Here is a 17,218-nt window from a genome sequence, read left to right as displayed (position 1 = left end):
CAGCATGAAACCTCACCCTTCGCTCGCGCGGGCCCCGCGGTTCGCCGCCGCGCTCGGGACACGCCCGGCCTCCGCGGACGCGGGGCCGGTGCCGGCGGAGCACATGGGCGGCATCGCCCAGGCGCTCAGCATCCGCTACAACAACCTCGTCTACGACATGAAGTCGCGGGGGGAGGACGTCATCGTCCTGTCCCTGGGCGAGGCCTTCTTCGACATCCCGCTGTTCCGCTTCGACGACCTGCCGATGCCGGACGGCTACCACTACTCGCACTCGCGCGGCGTGCCGGAGCTGCGCCGCCGCCTGGCCGCCTACTACGGCGAGCGCTACGGCGTGCCGGTGGATCCGGCGGATGAAATCCTCGTGACCGCGGGGAGCAAGATCGCCATCCACATGTCGCTCATGGCCATCCTCAACCCCGGCGACGAGGCCATGGTGCTGGAGCCGGCCTGGGTGAGCTACACCGAGCAGGTAAAGCTCTGCCACGCCGTGCCGGTCATGGTGCCGCACGACGCGGGGATCTTCCGCCTGGGCGAGTTCATCACCGCCCGGACGCGGGTCATCATCGTCAACAACCCCAACAACCCGTCGGGCAAGCTGCTGACGGCGGAGGAGCTGGCGCACCTGCACGAGCTGGCGGACGAGCACGGGCTGTTCATCCTGTCCGACGAGGCGTACAGCGACTTCGTCCCCGAAGGCCGGTTCATCTCCCTGGGCGCGGGCGACCCGGAAAAGCGCCACACCCTCATCTGCAACTCCATGTCAAAGAACCACGGCATGTCGGGGTGGCGCCTGGGATACGTGATCGGCCGGCCCACGGTGATCGACGAGGTGCTCAAGATCAACCAGCACCTGGTCACCTGCCCGCCCACCATCCTGCAGTACTACCTGGAGCGGCACTTTGCCGAGGTGCTGGAAATCACCCGGCCGCAGATCGCCGAGGTGGTGCGCCGGCGCGCCGAGCTGGCCGCCTTCATGGACGCGCGCGGCATGACGTACCTGCCGGGCGACTCCACCTTCTACTTCTTCGTTTCCATCGGGCGCGCGGGGGTGTCGTCGGAGGAGTTCTGCACCCGCCTGCTCACGGCGCACGGCGTAAGCACCGTTCCGGGCATCGGCTACGGCGACTCGTGCGACGGCTTCATCCGGGTGTCGGTGGGGACGGAAAACATGGAGCGCACGCGGCGGGGAATCGTCCTGGTGGATGAACTGATCGAGGTACTGGCGATGGAAAACGGCCTGCTGGCCACTACGGGCACGGAGGTGATGGCATGAGCGACACGCAGACCGGGATCCTTCCCATTCCCCCCATCGCGGTGCGCGGCGGCGGAGCGCCCCGCCGCCACGTCCTGTCCATTCTGGACCTGTCCGCGGACGAGGTGCTGTACCTGTGCCGCCGCGCCGTCGCCATCAAGCGGTCCGATGCGGATCCGCAGACGCTGCGCGGGCGCACGGTGGGCGTGTACTTCCGCAAGACCTCCACCCGCACCCGCACCGGCTTTCTGGTGGGCGCCGGCCGGCTGGGGGCCACGACGGTGGCCTTTGGCAGCACCGAGCTGCAGACCAACACGGGCGAGTCGCTGGGCGACACCGCGCGCACCCTGGCCGGCTACCTGGACGTGCTGGTGATGCGCACCAACGAGAGCGTGGCCGAGATGCAGGCGTTCGCCGCGCACCCGTCCATGTCGGTGATCAACGCGCTCAGCTCCGACGAGCACCCCACGCAGGCGCTGACGGACCTGAGCAGCATGCTGGAGCACTTCGGGCGGCTGGAAGGCTTGTCCGTCCTGTACCTGGGCGAGGGCAACCGCACGGCCGCGTCGCTGGCGCTGGCCATGAGCCGCATTCCGGGCACGCGCCTGGTGGTGGCCGCGCCGGAGGGATACGGGCTGGACCCGCGGGTGCTGGCAAAGGCGCTCGAGCTGGCGGCGGCGTCCGGCGCCGTGGTGCAGCAGACGCACGACGCGGACGGGCTGGAGGCGGGCTTCGACGTGGTCTACACCAGCCGCTGGCAGGAGATGGGGGTGAGCAAGCCGGACCCGGAGTGGAAGACGCGGTTCGCCCCGTTCCGCGTCACGCGGGCGCTGGCGGAGCGCGTGTCGGCGCCGGGCGCGGTGTTCATGCACGACCTGCCCGCCGTGCGCAACGAGGACGTGGACGATGAGGTGCTGGACGGGGAACGCAGCCTGGCCTGGGTGCAGGCGCAGTACAAGATGTGGAGCGCCATGAGCGTCATGGAGTGGTGCGGGGCGGGCGTGGCGGATGAGGGCTGACACGGCGCCACCCCCCTTCCGGGGCGGCGCACTGCCATATGGACTCACGGATGGCGACGAAATCATGAGCCAATCGGCCGCACACAACCTGGAGCCGCGGGGCGGGCCCGGCCGCCGCACCGTGGAGCTGCCGGCGAGCCTTCCGCTCGCCCCGGCCCCGCCGCGCCACGCGGGGTCGGCCGTGGTGCACGCGCACCACGGGGAGATCGTGCAGGGCGTGTTCTACTCGGCGGACGGCACGCTGGAGCACGGGCTGGTCACCCTTCCCTGTCCCCTGTTCAGCGCCCGCGCCCGCTTTCACGCCCGCCCCACGGGGCCGCTGGCGGTGGAGCCGTCGGACCGCGGCCGCGCCCTCAAGGCCGCGCGCATGACGCTGGACGCGCTGGGGCGCACCGGCTGGGGCGGCTCGCTGCGCATGGAGGGCAACGTGCCGCTGCGCTGGGGGTGCGGCTCGTCCACCACCGACGTGCTGGCCGCCATCTTCGCGGTGTGCGACGCCTTTGGCACGCAGCTGCCGCGCGAGTGGATCGCGCGCATCTCCGTGGCGGCGGAAAGCGCCAGCGACTCGCTCATGTACGGCCCCGAGCGCGCCATTCTCTTTGCCCAGCGGCTGGGCACCGTGCTGATGGACCTGGGGGCGCCGCTTCCCCCGGTGCGCGTCCTTGGCTTCAACACCGAGGCGGACCGCGGGGTGGAAACGCTGGCCCTTCCCCCGTGCCAGTACTCGCCGTGGGAGGCCGAGGCCTTCCGCCCCATCCTGGGGCTGCTGCGCCACGCGGTGGAGCGGCAGAACCCGGTGCTGCTGGGCCGGGTGGCCACCGCCAGCACCCTCATCATGCAGCGCCACCGCCCCAAGCGCGGCATGGCCGACCTGCTGCGGCTGGCGTCCGAGTGCGGCGCGCTGGGCGTGCAGGTGGCGCACAGCGGCACCGTGGTGGGCTTTTTGTTTCACCCCGGGGCGCGCTCGGAGGCGGACGTGGGCCGCGCGCGCGCCGGGCTGCACCGCCTGGGAATGGACCGCACCTGGGACTTTTCCACCGATTCCGCCCCGCACCCCGCAGGACTCCCGTGAGTACAGCCGTCATCCACGCCAACATCGTGGACGCCATCGCCCTCCCCCGCATCGTGTGGCTGCGCCCCAACCTGATCGGGCTGGCGTTCACCCTCATGAAGCTGCTTCCCGCGCGCCACATCGTGCGCAAGGCGGGCGAATCGGGCGAGCTGCGCCCCGGCGGGCTGATCGCCGAAACCACCTCGGGCACCTTTGGCCTGGCGCTGGCCATGGTGGCGCGCCTGCAGGGGCACCCGCTCTTTCTGGTGAGCGACCCCGCCATCGACGCGCCGCTCAAGCGCCGGCTGGAGGACCTGGGCGCCACGGTGCACATCGTGGACAAGGCCGGCGCGTCCGGCGGCTACCAGCAGGCGCGGCTGGAGGTGCTGGAGCGGGTGCTGCGCGAAAACCCGGGCTCGTTCTGCCCGCGCCAGTACACCAATCCGCACAACCCGGAAAGCTACGCCCCCTGCGCCGAGCAGCTTTCGCACGCCGCCGGCGCGGTGGACTGCCTGATCGGCTCGGTGGGCTCCGGTGGCTCGGTGTGCGGCATCTCGTCGTACCTGCGGCTGCTGGGCCCGGAGCTGGAGGTGGTGGGGGTGGATACGCACCGCAGCGTGCTGTTCGGGCAGAGCGACGCGGGAAGCGGGCGCCTGCTGCGCGGGCTGGGCAACAGCCTGATGCCCGCCAACGTGGACCACACCGCGTTCGACCAGGTGCACTGGGTGGGCGCGGCCGAGGCGTTCCGCGCCACGCGCGAACTGCACCGCGGCCATTCGCTCTTCATGGGCCCCACCAGCGGCGCGGCGTACCTGGTGGCGGACTGGTGGGCGCGCCGCAACCCGGACCGGCTGGGCGCGGTGATCCTTCCGGATGAAGGCTACCGCTACCTGGACACCGTGTACGACGACGCCTGGCTGGAGGCGCAGGGCGCGCGGCTGGACGTGCTTCCCCGCGAGCCGGTGGAGTGGGACCATCCGCACGACGGCACCGATCCGTGGGCCTTTTATCAGTGGGGCCGGCGCACGCACGCCGGGGTGATGGGCGGCGCGGCGCGGCTGCAGGGGGTGCCGTCGTGACCCGCGACGCGGTCCTCTTCATCGAAAGCAACACCAGCGGCACCGGGCGCCTGTTCGTCCGCGCCGCGCGGGAGATGGGGCTGCGGCCGGTGCTGGTGACCGCCGCGCCGGCGAAGTACGCGTATCTGGCGGAGGCGGACGCCCCGGAGGTCGTCGTCCTCCCCCGTGTGGACGACGCGGCGCTGGACGAACTGGTGCGCGCGCGCTTCGGCGGCGGCGCGGCGGTGGCGGGGGTCACCAGCAGCTCCGAGTACTGGATCGCCACGGCGGCGGCGCTGGCGGCCCGGCTGGGGCTGGCCGGGCCGGACGCGGCCGCCGTGCACGCCGCGCGCGACAAGTCGCACCAGCGGCGGGTGCTGGGGGCGGGCGGGGTGGGCGTTCCCGCCTGGCGCGCGGTGGATCGCGTGGCGGACGCGGTCGCGGCGGCGCGGGAAATCGGCTTTCCCGTCGTGCTCAAGCCCGTGGGCGGCAGCGGCAGCGTGGGCGTCCGCGCCTGCGCCGATGCGGGTGAGACGGAGCGCCACGCGGCCGCGCTGCTGGAGTCCGGCGACGGCGGGCGGGTGCTGGTGGAGGCGCTGGTGGAGGGCGCCGAGTTCTCGGTGGAGATGTTCAGCCGGCGCGTGGTGGGGATCACCCGCAAGCACCTGGGCGCGCCGCCCGCCTTTGTGGAGACGGGGCACGACTACCCCGCCGCCCTGTCCGCGGGGGACGCCGCGGCGCTGGAGTCCGCCGTCGTGCGCGGCACGGAGCTGCTGGGGCTGGGATGGGGGCCGCTGCACTGGGAGCTGCGGATGCGTGGCGGCGAGGCGGTGGTGATGGAGGTCAATCCGCGGCTGGCGGGCGGCTTCATTCCCGAGCTGGTGCGCCACGCGCAGGGGATCGATCTGATCCGACAGACGCTGCGGCTGGTGGTGGGGCTGGCACCGGACCTCGCGCCCTCCGCGCACCGCCACGCCTCCATCCGCTTCCTGTTCGCCCCGGGGGACGGGCCGCTGGCGGGGGTGGTGGGGATGGACGCCGCGCGCGGGATGTCCGGCGTGGTGGACGCGGCGCTCTACCGCGCCCTGGGGGACGTGCTGGAGGTGCGCGGCGACTTTCGCGACCGCATCGGCCACGTGGTCGCCCTGGGGGAGACGGAGGACGATTCGGCCTCCGCGGCGGAGCGGGCGCGCGGCGCCGTCCGCGTGGTGATCGGCCGGCCCGCGGCGCTGGGGGTGGGGTGATGGAAAGCACCGGACGCATCCGCCGGCAGCTGGACCCGCGCGCGCGCCCCATCGTCTTTGGCGACCAGGTGGACGGCGCCCTGCGCGACGAGTTTCCGCACTACCTGCGCATCGACCGCGCGCACTTGGTGATGCTGGTGGAGCAGGGGATCCTCCCCGCGCAATCCGCCCGCCGGCTGCTGGGGGCGATGGCGGAGCTGGAGGCGGATGACTATGCGGCGCTGCGGGGCCGGGCCGCGCCGCGCGGGCTGTATCTGCTGTACGAAAACCACCTGATCGAGCGGCTGGGCGACCGCGACGGCGGCGCCGTGCACCTGGCCCGCTCGCGCAACGACATCAACGCCACCGTGCTGCGGCTGCGGCTGCGCCCCGTGGTGGACGGCCTCGCGCGCGAGGTGCTGCGCCTGGCCGCCGCGCTGCTGCGGGGCGCGGAACGGCACGCGGAGATGGTGATGCCCATCTACACGCACCACCAGGCGGCGCTCCCCGTGACCTGGGGCCACTACCTGTCCGGCGTGGCCGCGGCGCTGCTGCGCGACGCGGAAGGGATCGAGGCCGCCGCGGCGGAGCTGGAGCGCTGCCCGCTGGGCGCCGGCGCCGCGGGGGGGACGACGGTCCCGATCGACACGGAGCGCACCGCGGCGCTGCTGGGATTCCGGCGCGGCGTGCTGCACTCGCTGGACGCCGTGGCCTCGCGCGACCTGGTGCTGCGGCTGCTTTCCGCGGCCGCCGTCCTGGGGGTGACGCTCAGCCGCCTCGCCACGGACCTGCAGCTGTGGAGCACGGCGGAGTTCGGGCTGATCGCCTTTCCCGACGAGCTGGTGGGGAGCAGCTCCATGATGCCGCAGAAGCGCAACGCCTTTCTGCTGGAGCACGTGCAGGGGCGGGCGGGGGCCCCGCTGGGCGCATTCAGCGCCGCCGCCATGTCCATGCACGCCACGCCGTTCAGCAACTCCGTGGCGGTGGGCACGGAGGGCGTGCGGCCGCTGTGGAACGCGCTGCAGCAGGTGACGGAGGCCGCGCTCCTGGCGCGGCTGTGCGTGGCCGGCGCGCAGCCCCGGCCGGACGCCATGCGCCGCCGCGCGGTGGAAGGATTCACCCCCGCCACGGAGCTGGCCAACCGGCTGGTGCTGGGGTCGGACCTTTCCTTTCGCCAGGCGCACCACCGCGTGGGCGAGCTGGTGGCCGCCGCGGCGGAGGGCGGCGAGCCCATGGCCGCTTCCGCGGAGCGCTGCTTTGCGGAGCTCGGCGCGCTCTTCGACGCCGCGTGGCTGGACCCCGCGCGGGTGGCCGCGTCCGCCGCGTACGGCGGCGGGCCCGCGCCCTCTTCACTGCGCCGCGTTCTGGCGGAGCTGCGGGCCGCGTGGGGCGCCGCCGCCAGCCGCGTGCGCGAGCGGTCGCGCCGCTGGCGGCGGGGAGACGCGGCGCTGGACGCGGCCGTGGCCGCGGTGCTGGCGGGAACGCATCCGGCCGGATCGGCCGCGTCGACCCAATCGACCGCATCGACCGCATCGACCGCATCGACCGCATCGACCGCATCGACCGCATCGCCGATGCAGGAGCGGGTGCATGGAGCGTGATCTTCGTTCGCGCGCGCCCTCCGGTTCGCGGCGGAGCTCATCCCCCTGCGTCTCACCATCGCGGAAATCTCGCGGGCGGACGCCGCGGATCCCGCGTTCGCCGCCGGCCCGGTTTCATGAGTCGCATCGCAGCCACGCCGCCCCGCGGCACACCCGCTTTCCCTTCTGACCCGCTGGAACCCATGCAGACCACCGTGCGCGACCAGGACGCCCAGAGCCTTGCCCTGGCCACGGGGGACGCCGAGGTGGATGGGCTGAACGCCGAGTTCTACGGCGCCATCCGCTACCCCGGCCCGCCCATGTCCTTTGAGCGGCTCGCCGACGCGCGCTTCTGGGCCGACGCACTGGACCACGACATCGGCCGCGCCGGCCGCCCCGTGCTTCCCGTGGAGGGCGCGCGGGTGTGGGTGGCCGGGTGCGGAACCAACCAGGCCGTCATCACCGCGCTCATGTTTCCCGGCGCGCGGGTGGTGGGCTCTGACCTGTCCGCCGCCTCGCTGGAGATGGCGGAGCGCAGCGCCGGCCAGCTTGGCGTGCAGAACCTGGAACTGCGGCGCGAAAGCATTCACGAGGCTGGCTACCAGGCCGAGTTCGACTACGTCATCTGCACGGGCGTCATCCACCACACGGCCGACCCCGGCCGCACGCTGGCGCACCTGTCCGCCGCGCTGCGTCCGGGCGGGGTCATGCAGCTGATGGTCTACAACCGCTACCACCGCACGCTGAGCACCGCGTTCCAGAAGGCCATGCGCGCGCTGCTGGGCGACTCCGGCTACGCGTACGAGCGCGAGCTGGAGATGGCCCGCCGCTTCGTCCATCACTTCACCCCGCCGGAGAACGCGGTGGGCGGGGCGGCGAACATGGGCGCGTGGCTGGCCGGCTACCGCTCCGCGCCGGACGCGCAGCTGGCGGATTCCCTCATCCAGCCGGTGGAGCACAGCTTTACGGTGGAGTCGCTGGACTCACTGGCGCAGGGCGCGGGGCTGGAGCTGCTGACCCCCTTTCCCAACCCGTTCGACGCCGCTAAGGGCACGCTGCACTGGGAGATGGAGCTGGGCGATCCGGAGCTGCAGCGCGGCTACGACGAGCTTCCCGACGCGCGGCGGTGGCAGGTGACCAACCTGCTGTCGATGGAGGGCTCGCCCATGCTCTGGTTCTACCTGCAGCGCCAGGATTCGCCCGAGTCGCGCCGCTCTACCCGGGAGCTGTGCGAGGCCTTTCTGGCCGGGCGCTACGTCCGCGCCGCCACCACGCGGGGGATGCACCTGGTCGGCCCGGGCGGCGTGTACGCCGCTGAGCCCAGCCAGCAGATGCCGTTTCCCGTCTGGCGCGGCAAGGGCGACGCGAAGCGTGTGTTCGACGCGCTGGATCCGCGCGAGACGATGGAGGAGACGATGCGGCGGCTGGGGATCGACACCGCCGACCCGCGGACGGTGAACCGGCTGCGCGTTCAGCTGGCCTCCTCCGCCTATCCGTTCCTGCGCCCGGCGTAGCCCCGCATCCGCGGCGGGCCCTCCATGACGGACGGCCCGCGGCGGATGCGGCGACGAAGTGAATGATCCACCACACGGCAACCCATCCTCCCGTTCCAGAAGCGAGCTGTCCATGCCGCCGGTAAGCACCGACCAAGTCGTCGCCATGTATTCCCGCTATCCCTATCCCACCCCGGTGGTGGGCGGGGGCTTGTCGTACGACGTGGCCAACCTGTTTTCCCTGCTGTGCGGCGGCGACGCGCTGGAGGGGAGCAGCGTTCTGGACGCCGGGTGCGGCACGGGGCAGCGGGCCGTGGGCTTTGCGCAGCGCTACCCCGGCGCGCGGGTGCGGGGGATGGACGCGGTGGAGCCCGCGCTCAACGTGGCCCGCGAGCTGGCCACCCGGCACGCAGTAAAGAACGTCGCCTTCACCCGCGGCGACATCATGAAGCTGGAGATGGGGGAAACGTTCGACTTCATCATCTCCACCGGCGTGGTGCACCACCTGGAGGACCCCCGGCGCGGGCTGCACAACCTCTGCCGCCACCTGTCGCCGGACGGGGTGATCTGCGTGTGGGTCTATCACCCCTTTGGCGAGATGGAGCGCCTGATCGGCCGGGAGCTGCTGCAGACGCTGTGGGGCGCGGACCGCGGCGACCTGGCCGAAGGGCAGCGGGTGATGGAACAGCTTCAGCTGCGGCTGGGCGCCGGGCGCTACGGCCACGGTGCGGACGCATCGCAGCCCGCCTCGCGCCGCGGCCAGCTGTCCGCGGACGCCGACGCCTTCATGCACCCCATCGTGCACGCGTACCGTTTCGGACAGGCCATGGACCTGTTCCGCGACAGCGGCGTGGAGTGGGTGGCCGTCAACGGCATCAACACGCCGGAAGTGATGAAGCTGGTGGACCTGGACGGGGTGGAAGACGCCGGCCGCGAGTTCTGCCTGCGCGCCGAAGACCTGTTCCAGAGCGGCGACCTGGCCCGCCGCTTTGACGCGCTCCCGCGCACGGAGCGCTACCGCGCGATCGAACTGCTGATGAAGCCCACCGGGTTCACCCTGGTGGCCGGGCGCGGCAACGCGGCCGCCAGACTCACCGCGCGCATCGCGGGCAACGCCGTCCCCACGGGCGAACTGCCGGCCCCGGACGAGGGCATCTTCCGCGTCTGACCGGCGCGGACGGCCGCTGTCGGCGGAGACCGTTTTCCGCGGATGAATCGCGGGAAGTGTCCGCTTATGGGACGGCCCCGTTCCGCCAGCGGACGGTCCCGCGCGGTCCGCGAAACGTCATGTGGATGCGGCGCAACGACTTGACCTGAACGGGAGACCGGCACGCGCTTCGCCTTGTACGGGCGTGCGCCGTCTCCGCACCCGCGTGGGGGTTCCGCACCCTCCGCCCCTCCCTACCGCCTTACCGCGACAGACCGATGGACACCCTGCTGCAGGACCTTCGCTACGCGCTGCGCACGCTGCGCCGCTCCCCCGGCTTTGCGCTGGTGGCGGTGTTCACCCTGGCCCTGGGCATCGGGCTCAACACCGCCATCTTCAGCGTGGTGAACGGGGTGCTGCTGCGGCCCCTGCCGTTCCGCGACCCGGACCAGCTGGTGCGGCTGCACCACACGCACCCCGAAAAGGCGGCGGAGGGCGGCCCCTTCAGCCCGCAGGACCTGGAAGACCTGCAGGCCGGGGCTACCGGCTTCGAGGCGCTGGCCGGCTACCTGTACCAGGCCGGCGACGCGGCGCTCAACCTCACCAGCAACGGCGAGCCGGCGCAGGTGCAGGCTTCGCACGTGTCCAAGGAGTTCTTTCCCGTCATGGGAGTGAACGCCGCCCTGGGCCGCACGCTGCGCCCGGAGGAGAACGTTCCCGGCGCGGACCGCGTCGTGGTGCTGAGCGACGCCATGTGGCGCGGCCGCTTCAACGCCGACCGCTCGCTGGTGGGGCGCACCATCACCCTGCAGGGCGAGCCGTTCACCGTGGTCGGGGTGATGCCGCCCAGCTTCTCATTCCCCGCCACGGAGGTGGAGGCGTGGGTCCCCATCTCGCTGATCGGGGAAGACGACATTCCGCGTGAGCGCGGGCTGCGGTGGATGAACGTGGTGGGGCGGCTGCGTCCGGGCACCTCGCCCGAGGCGGCGCTGGGATCGGTGAACGCGGTGCTGGCGCGCCTGGCCGCGGAGCACACCGACACCAACGAGGGATGGGGACGCGCCCGGCTGGAAACGCTGCGCGACAGCGTGGTGGGCCCGGTGCGGCCGGCGCTGCTGGTGCTGCTGGGCACCGTGGTTCTCGTCCTCCTGGTGGCGTGCGCCAACCTCGCCAACCTGCTTCTGGCCCGCGCCTCGGCGCGCGAGCGCGAGCTGGCCGTGCGCACCGCCATGGGCGCCGGGCGGGGCCGGCTGGTGCGCCAGATGCTCACCGAAAGCCTCGTGCTGGCACTGATGGGCGGCGTGCTGGGGCTGTTGCTGGCGGTGGTGGGCGTCCGCGCGCTGCTGCGGCTGAGCGCGGGCACCATCCCCCGTCCGGAAGAGGTGGGGATCGACGCGCGCGTGGCCGTCTTTGCCCTCCTCCTTTCCATCGTCACTGCCGTCCTTTTCGGGATGGTGCCGGCGCTGCGCGCGGCCCGCGGCTCCACCTCCGACACGCTGCGCGACGGCGGGCGCGGCGGCAGCGAGCGCCGCGGCGGCACCACCCGCGCCGTGCTGGTGATGGCGCAGACCGCCGCCGCCATGGTGCTGCTGGTGGGCGCCGGGCTGCTGGTGAAGTCGTTCTGGAAGCTGGTGTCGGTGGATCCCGGCTTCCGCTCGGAGCAGGTGCTGCTGGCCTCGCTGGAGATTCCGGAAGACCGCTACGACGGGCTGGCCAAGAACGTCTACCGCAACGAGCTCATCCGCACGCTGGGGGAGCTTCCCGGGGTGAACGCGGTGGGCGCGGCCAAGACGCAGCCGCTGCAGGGCGGGGGAGAGGCGTACGAGTTCACCCTTCCCGGCCGCACCGGGGCCGACGCCACCATGAGCCCCGCGTCGGGCACGCTCATCGTGAGCCCGGGCTACTTTTCCGCGCTGGGCATTCCGCTGCTGCGCGGCCGTACGTTCGAGGCCAACGACGACCTGGAAGAATCGCCCGCGGTGCTGATGATTGACCAGGCGGCGTCGCGCCGCTACTGGCCGGGCGCGGACCCGGTGGGGCAGACGGTGAGCCTGGGCGAAACGCCGTTCACCATCATCGGCGTGGTGGGCGACGTGCGCACCGAGGGATTGGCCGCCGATCCGCAGCCCACCGTGTACTTTCCCTTCGGCGTGGCGCCGCGCTCCGCCACCCAGCTGTTCATCCGCACCTCCGGCGACCCGGCGCTGATGGCGGCCGCCGTCCGCAAGGCCATCCACGGCGTGGACCCGCTGCAGCCGCTGGCCGAGGTGCGCCCGCTGAGCAGCGCCATGGCCGACACGGTGGCGCAGCCGCGCTTCTTCACCATCCTGCTCACGCTGTTCGGCGGGGTGGCGGTGCTGCTGGCGGCGCTGGGGCTGTACGGCGTCGTCGCCTACACGGTCACGCGCCGCAAGACGGAGATCGGCATCCGCATGGCGCTGGGCGCGCGCTCTCGCGACGTGGTGCAGATGGTGGTGGGTCGCTCGGCGCTGCCCACCGGCGCCGGAATCCTGGTGGGCGCGTTCGGCGCGCTGCTGCTCACCCGGCTGATGGCGTCCATGCTCTTTCAGGTGCGCCCGGCGGACCCGGCCACCTTTATCGGCGCGGCGCTGCTGCTGGGCGTGGTGGCGCTGGTGGCCAGCTGGCTTCCCGCTCGCGGCGCCGCCCGCATCGAGCCCACGCAGGCGTTGCGCGCGGACTGACCGAGATGCCGGTTTCGCCTCGTCCACGCGGGCGGGGCGAAACCGGCATCGTGCATGTCGCGGGTGTTCGCAGCGCGCACGTATTGCGACGTAAAACAAAAGTATATGGTGAGGGCGATCGTGGGGCCGGTCGCGCCTGGGTGGCGGAAAACGCTATTCCGCAGGGGATTTTGTGGATGCGGAGCGTTTGGGTGGCGCAATGTGGGTGGGGGTGTACTTGCATGTTTTTCCCGACAAGCTTATACATTGTCCCACAATCGAACAGCAGCGCTTTGCACCCCACCAGGCACGCGTGGGTGACCCGGCCCGCGGCTTTCTTGCGCGTGGTGGGCGCGTCGCCGTGCCCCGGCGTCGTCATCCAGCGCGCCTGACGTTTCGCGGATCGCGCCGCGCGGACACCCTGCGGCCCCGCTCCGGACAGGGCGTTGCGGAAGGTCATCCATCGACAGCAGCGTCGTCGTGATGGGCCGCCGCGCGCCGGACGGGGAACGAGGTGGATCTGCCGGACGCGCGGGACAACGACGGGTGGCACAGAAGGACTCGGACGCTGCTTGGCGGACGTGTATCGGGGGATGAAGGGCCAGCGGATGGGCCGCGGTAACCGGATGCGCGACAGCGGAATCCCACAACCGGACACCTTTTGGCCCCACGCCCCGCCATCGAATGACGTAAGTGCTTGCAATGGTGGTGTTTGGCGTGGTCGGGCCGGATGGACCTGTCCTTGCCTTTTCCGGGCTCCGCGAAAGCCCGCCAACACTCAGGAATCTGCTTTCAAGAAGGTAATCTCGTGGATATTCCGCGCGCTCCCAGAACCACCCCCCGCCGCTATGTGATCGGTGGCGCCGTCGCCATGGTGCTGGCGGTGGCCACCGTGGCCCTGGCCCGCATGGAGCCGGCCGCGCCCAAGCTGGACGGCGCATCCGTGTGGACGGACACCGTCAAGCGCGGCACCATGATGCGCGAGGTGCGCGGCCCCGGCACGCTGGTTCCCGAGCAGATCCGCTGGGTGTCGGCCGTGACCGCCGGCCGCGTGGAGCGCATTCTGGTGCAGCCCGGCATGACGGTGCAGCCCGGAACGCCGCTGCTGGTGCTGAGCAACGCCGACGTGCAGCGCGACGCGCTGGAGGCGCAGCGCCAGCTGGTGGGCGCCGAGGCCGACAAGACCACCCTGGGCGCCACGCTGGAAAACCAGCGCCTTACGCAGGAGGCCGCCGTGGCCACCGTGCGCGCCGACCAGCGCGAGGCCGAGCGCCAGGCCGTAGCCAACCGTGAGCTGGCCGGCCGGGGTCTGATCTCGCGCATGGAGCTGCAGCGCTCCGAAGACCGCGCCGAAGAGCTGTCCAGCCGCCTGCGGGTGGAAGAGCAGCGCCTGCGCTTTCTTTCGCAGAGCATGCGCGACCAGCTTTCCGCCCAGCAGACGCAGGTGGAGCGGCTGCGCGGCCTGTCGGACTTTCAGCGCGGATACGTGGAAAGCATGCGCGTGCTGGCCGGCACCGACGGCGTGGTGCGCGAGCTTCCCCTGCAGGAAGGGCAGTGGGTGACGCCGGGATCGCCGCTGGCGGTCGTCGTGCGCCCCGGCCGCCTCAAGGCGCAGCTCCGCATTCCCGAAACGCAGGCGCGCGACCTGGTGGTGGGCCAGACGGCCCGCATCGACACGCGCAACGGAATCGCCCAGGGCCGCGTGTCGCGCATCGATCCGGCCGTGCAGGATGGCTCCGTCACCGTCGACGTCACGCTGGAGGGCGAGCTGCCGCGCGGCGCCCGCCCCGACCTGAGCGTGGACGGGGTGATCGAGATCGAGCGCATTCCCAACGTGCTGTACGTGGACCGCCCGGCGTACGGGCAGGCCGGCGGCACCCTGGGAATGTTCCGGGTGGAAGAGGGCGGCCGCACCGCCGCCCGCACCGACGTGCGCCTGGGCCGCAGCTCCGTGAACACCGTCGAGGTGCTCAGCGGGCTGCGCGAGGGCGACGTGGTGATTCTGTCGGACATGACCGCGTGGGACCGCTCCAAGAAGGTCCGCCTGCGCTGAGCCCATCCATCAAACCCAACCGAAAGCGAATCCCCGTGGAACAGCAATCCAAGGCCCTCATCCGGCTCGAGGGCGTGACCAAGGTATTCTACACCGACGAGGTGGAGACGCACGCGCTGGCCAACGTGCACCTGGAGGTGCGCGAGGGAGAATACCTGGCCATCGCCGGGCCGTCGGGCGGCGGCAAGACCACGCTGCTTTCCATCCTGGGCCTGCTGGACAGCCCCACCGGCGGCGAGTACCAGCTGAACGGGCACTCGGTGGCCCGGCTGACGGCCGCGCAGCGCGCCCACATCCGCAACCGCGAAATCGGCTTCGTCTTTCAGGCCTTCAACCTGATCGGCGACCTGAGCGTGCAGGAAAACGTGGAACTGCCGCTGACCTACCGGAAGATGCCGGCGGCGGAGCGCAAGCAGCGCGTGCTGGAGGCGCTGGAGCGGGTGGGGATGGCGCACCGGGTGAACCACTATCCCGCGCAGCTTTCCGGTGGTCAGCAGCAGCGCGTGGCCGTGGCGCGCGCAATCGCGGGCAAGCCCAGCGTGCTGCTGGCGGACGAACCGACGGGCAACCTGGACTCGGTGAACGGCGAGTCGGTGATGGCGCTGCTGCGCGAGCTGCACCAGGAAGGCGCCACCGTCTGCATGGTGACGCACGATCCCCGCTACGCCGAGCACGCCGAGCGCACCGTGCACCTGTTCGACGGGCAGATCGTGCGCGACGAGCGCGCCGGCGCCGCCGCTGCGGAGCGCCACGCGTCCGCCGCGCTCTGATCTCCGTCTGATTCGTTTGGACGGCCGGGAAACCTGCCCGCGCCAGCCGCCGGTGGACGGCGGGTTCCGGATGCGCGAGCGGGTTGATTCGCCGCCGCGCGCCGGAACGCCTCGCCGCAGCCCGCGCAGGCGGACTTTGCGTGTTTCGAGGTGCGGTTTCAACCGCCGGATGGGAGCGGCGGGCGCATGCCGGTGACAGCCCGCGCCCTGAGGTCTCCCTTTCCCCCGCGGAGCGGGGGAGAGGGCCGGGGAGAGGGGGCCTTTCCGCGCGAGCGGCACCCATCGAACCACACGAATCACGCTCCGGCACCGACTCCCATCGAGACGGACAGTTTCTCATCCAGACGGACGGATTCCCATCCAGACGGATCCCGCGGACGATGAACTTCCGCCCGGGCTGCGGCCGCGCGCCGCGGCCCGGGGATCCGCCTTTCCGCAACCACGCTTGACGGGGCCGGGTGGCCGCCGCAACCGCATTCGCAGGCAACGTTCGATGATGACGCACGTTCGACGCACCCGCCGCATCGGCGCGGCCGCGCTCTTCCTGTTCCTCGCCATCCCGGCGGCGCGCGCGCGTGCGCAGGAGACGCCGGCCGGGCCCGGGGTGCTGACGCTGGAGCAGGCGGTGCGGCGGGGCGTGGCCGCCAGCCCCGCCATCCAGGAGGCGCAGGCGCAGCAGCGCACCACGCAGGCCGGCCGCTGGGAGGGGTGGGGGCGGCTGCTTCCCACGGTGCAGATGCAGGTGGGGCTGGTGCAGACGGGCGTGCTTCAGCGCACCGTAAGCGACCCCATCACCGGCGGCATCGTGAACCTGCCGGACTCGCTGATCGACCTGCGCAACAGCTACGGAACGGACGCCGCCCTCACCGCGCGCTGGCAGATCATCGATCCCTCCGCGATGATGCAGATCCGCGCCGCCAACGCCGAGGCCGCCGCGGGAGACCGCACGCTGGACGGCGCCCGCGCGCGCATCGCCGCCGAAATCACGCTGGCGTACCTGGACGCGCTGGAGGCGCAGGCGCTGCTGGACCTGCGCACGGCGGAAAAAGAACGTGCGGACGAACTGCTGCGCATTGCCGAGGGACGGCTGTCGGTGGGGAGCGTGCCGGAGCTGGACGTGCTGCAGGCGCGGCTGGGCGTGGGGGACGCGGAGTTGGCGCTGATGGAGGCGCAGACCACGTCGCAGACCCGGCGGCTGGCCCTGCAGCAGTACCTGGGGCCGGACGCGCCGCTGTCCGGCCCGCTGGCGGAACCGGCCATTCCCGACGCCGCCTCGCTCCCCGACGCCGATGCGCTACGCCGGCGGGTGGTGGATGAGAGCGGCGAACTGGCCGCGCTGCGGGCCAGCCGCTCCGCCGCCGGGCTGGCCCGCAGCGCCGAGCGCCTGCGGCTGATCCCCACGGTGAGCGTGTGGGCGCAGTGGGTGCGCTCCGAGTACGGGGCCACGCGCGACGCGCTCACCTACCAGCCCCGCAACGAACTGGGTGTGTACGGCGTGAACTTTACCTGGGACCTGCTGGAGCAGCCCGGGGTGCGCCTGGGCGCGCGCCGCCGCACGGGCGCCGCCGTGCAGGCCGCGGAGGCGCGGCTGGCCGTGCGCCGCGCCGGGCTGGCGCGCGACGTGGAGATCGCCGTGGGCACGCTGGGGCGCGCGGCGCTGCTGCGGGAGCGCTCGGCGGCCAACGTGGTGCTGGCCGCCCGCCAGCGCGAGGCGGCGGTGGAGCGCTACCGGCTGGGGCTGGCGCCCATCGTGGAGCGGCTGCAGGCGGAGGGGCTGGCCCGCGAGGCCGAGCGCCAGGCCGTCGCCGCGCGCTTCGCCCCCCTGCGCGCCCTGGCGGAACTGCAGCGCGCGTCCGGCGCTCCCGTTCTGCCGTACGGCTACTGATTCCCG

Annotated in this window: 12 protein-coding genes; all 12 read left to right on the top strand. The window is 72.3% G+C overall.

The window, feature by feature from the left end:
- The first annotated feature begins 4 nt into the window (after positions 1 to 4).
- The 12 genes from HNQ61_RS03400 (at position 5) to HNQ61_RS03345 (ending at position 17,212) form a co-directional block, all read left to right on the top strand.
- The gene (locus tag HNQ61_RS03400; protein WP_170031848.1) at positions 5 to 1,273 is read left to right on the top strand and encodes a pyridoxal phosphate-dependent aminotransferase; all 1,269 of its coding nucleotides are present in this window, start codon (positions 5 to 7) and stop codon (positions 1,271 to 1,273) included.
- Entirely contained in the window at positions 1,270 to 2,271 is a 1,002-nt protein-coding gene (locus tag HNQ61_RS03395; protein ID WP_170031844.1) for an ornithine carbamoyltransferase, read from the top strand. Before HNQ61_RS03400 ends, HNQ61_RS03395 begins: the two co-directional genes overlap by 4 nt.
- A 64-nt stretch (positions 2,272 to 2,335) precedes the next feature.
- Positions 2,336 to 3,343 carry a GHMP family kinase ATP-binding protein gene (locus tag HNQ61_RS03390; RefSeq protein ID WP_170031841.1) on the top strand — a complete coding sequence of 336 codons (1,008 nt, stop codon included), beginning with the start codon at positions 2,336 to 2,338 and terminating at the stop codon, positions 3,341 to 3,343.
- Entirely contained in the window at positions 3,340 to 4,401 is a 1,062-nt protein-coding gene (locus HNQ61_RS03385) for a pyridoxal-phosphate dependent enzyme (RefSeq protein ID WP_170031838.1), read from the top strand. Before HNQ61_RS03390 ends, HNQ61_RS03385 begins: the two co-directional genes overlap by 4 nt.
- The gene (locus HNQ61_RS03380; protein WP_205761162.1) at positions 4,398 to 5,624 is read left to right on the top strand and encodes an ATP-grasp domain-containing protein; all 1,227 of its coding nucleotides are present in this window, start codon (positions 4,398 to 4,400) and stop codon (positions 5,622 to 5,624) included. The genes HNQ61_RS03385 and HNQ61_RS03380 overlap by 4 nt, the downstream gene beginning before the upstream one ends.
- Entirely contained in the window at positions 5,624 to 7,204 is a 1,581-nt protein-coding gene (argH, locus tag HNQ61_RS03375) for an argininosuccinate lyase (RefSeq protein ID WP_170031835.1), read from the top strand. Before HNQ61_RS03380 ends, argH begins: the two co-directional genes overlap by 1 nt.
- A gap of 182 nt (positions 7,205 to 7,386) precedes the next feature.
- Positions 7,387 to 8,697: a class I SAM-dependent methyltransferase gene (locus tag HNQ61_RS03370; protein WP_170031832.1), complete on the top strand. Its 1,311-nt coding sequence runs from the start codon at positions 7,387 to 7,389 to the stop codon at positions 8,695 to 8,697.
- A gap of 112 nt (positions 8,698 to 8,809) precedes the next feature.
- Positions 8,810 to 9,844 carry a class I SAM-dependent methyltransferase gene (locus tag HNQ61_RS03365; RefSeq protein WP_170031829.1) on the top strand — a complete coding sequence of 345 codons (1,035 nt, stop codon included), beginning with the start codon at positions 8,810 to 8,812 and terminating at the stop codon, positions 9,842 to 9,844.
- Between the two features lie 257 nt (positions 9,845 to 10,101).
- Positions 10,102 to 12,525, top strand: coding sequence for an ABC transporter permease (locus HNQ61_RS03360; protein WP_170031826.1), 2,424 nt, complete (start codon positions 10,102 to 10,104; stop codon positions 12,523 to 12,525).
- A 787-nt stretch (positions 12,526 to 13,312) separates the two neighbouring features.
- Positions 13,313 to 14,557 carry an efflux RND transporter periplasmic adaptor subunit gene (locus tag HNQ61_RS03355; protein ID WP_170031823.1) on the top strand — a complete coding sequence of 415 codons (1,245 nt, stop codon included), beginning with the start codon at positions 13,313 to 13,315 and terminating at the stop codon, positions 14,555 to 14,557.
- Between the two features lie 35 nt (positions 14,558 to 14,592).
- Positions 14,593 to 15,327, top strand: coding sequence for an ATP-binding cassette domain-containing protein (locus tag HNQ61_RS03350; RefSeq protein WP_170031820.1), 735 nt, complete (start codon positions 14,593 to 14,595; stop codon positions 15,325 to 15,327).
- A gap of 493 nt (positions 15,328 to 15,820) precedes the next feature.
- The gene (locus HNQ61_RS03345) at positions 15,821 to 17,212 is read left to right on the top strand and encodes a TolC family protein (RefSeq protein WP_170031817.1); all 1,392 of its coding nucleotides are present in this window, start codon (positions 15,821 to 15,823) and stop codon (positions 17,210 to 17,212) included.
- Positions 17,213 to 17,218 lie beyond the last annotated feature (6 nt).

The sequence above is a fragment of the Longimicrobium terrae genome, assembly GCF_014202995.1.
Lineage (GTDB): Bacteria > Gemmatimonadota > Gemmatimonadetes > Longimicrobiales > Longimicrobiaceae > Longimicrobium > Longimicrobium terrae.
This window is presented reverse-complemented; position numbering and strand designations above follow the sequence as displayed.

Bases quoted from the DNA above. Each gene is read 5' to 3' on its own strand.
- HNQ61_RS03400 (WP_170031848.1), top strand. From the start codon at position 5: ATGAAACCTCACCCTTCGCTCGCGCGGGCCCCGCGGTTCGCCGCCGCG.
- HNQ61_RS03395 (WP_170031844.1), top strand. From the start codon at position 1,270: ATGAGCGACACGCAGACCGGGATCCTTCCCATTCCCCCCATCGCGGTG.
- argH (WP_170031835.1), top strand. From the start codon at position 5,624: ATGGAAAGCACCGGACGCATCCGCCGGCAGCTGGACCCGCGCGCGCGC.
- HNQ61_RS03365 (WP_170031829.1), top strand. From the start codon at position 8,810: ATGCCGCCGGTAAGCACCGACCAAGTCGTCGCCATGTATTCCCGCTAT.
- HNQ61_RS03360 (WP_170031826.1), top strand. From the start codon at position 10,102: ATGGACACCCTGCTGCAGGACCTTCGCTACGCGCTGCGCACGCTGCGC.
- HNQ61_RS03345 (WP_170031817.1), top strand. From the start codon at position 15,821: ATGATGACGCACGTTCGACGCACCCGCCGCATCGGCGCGGCCGCGCTC.
- HNQ61_RS03390 (WP_170031841.1), top strand. From the start codon at position 2,336: ATGAGCCAATCGGCCGCACACAACCTGGAGCCGCGGGGCGGGCCCGGC.
- HNQ61_RS03370 (WP_170031832.1), top strand. From the start codon at position 7,387: ATGCAGACCACCGTGCGCGACCAGGACGCCCAGAGCCTTGCCCTGGCC.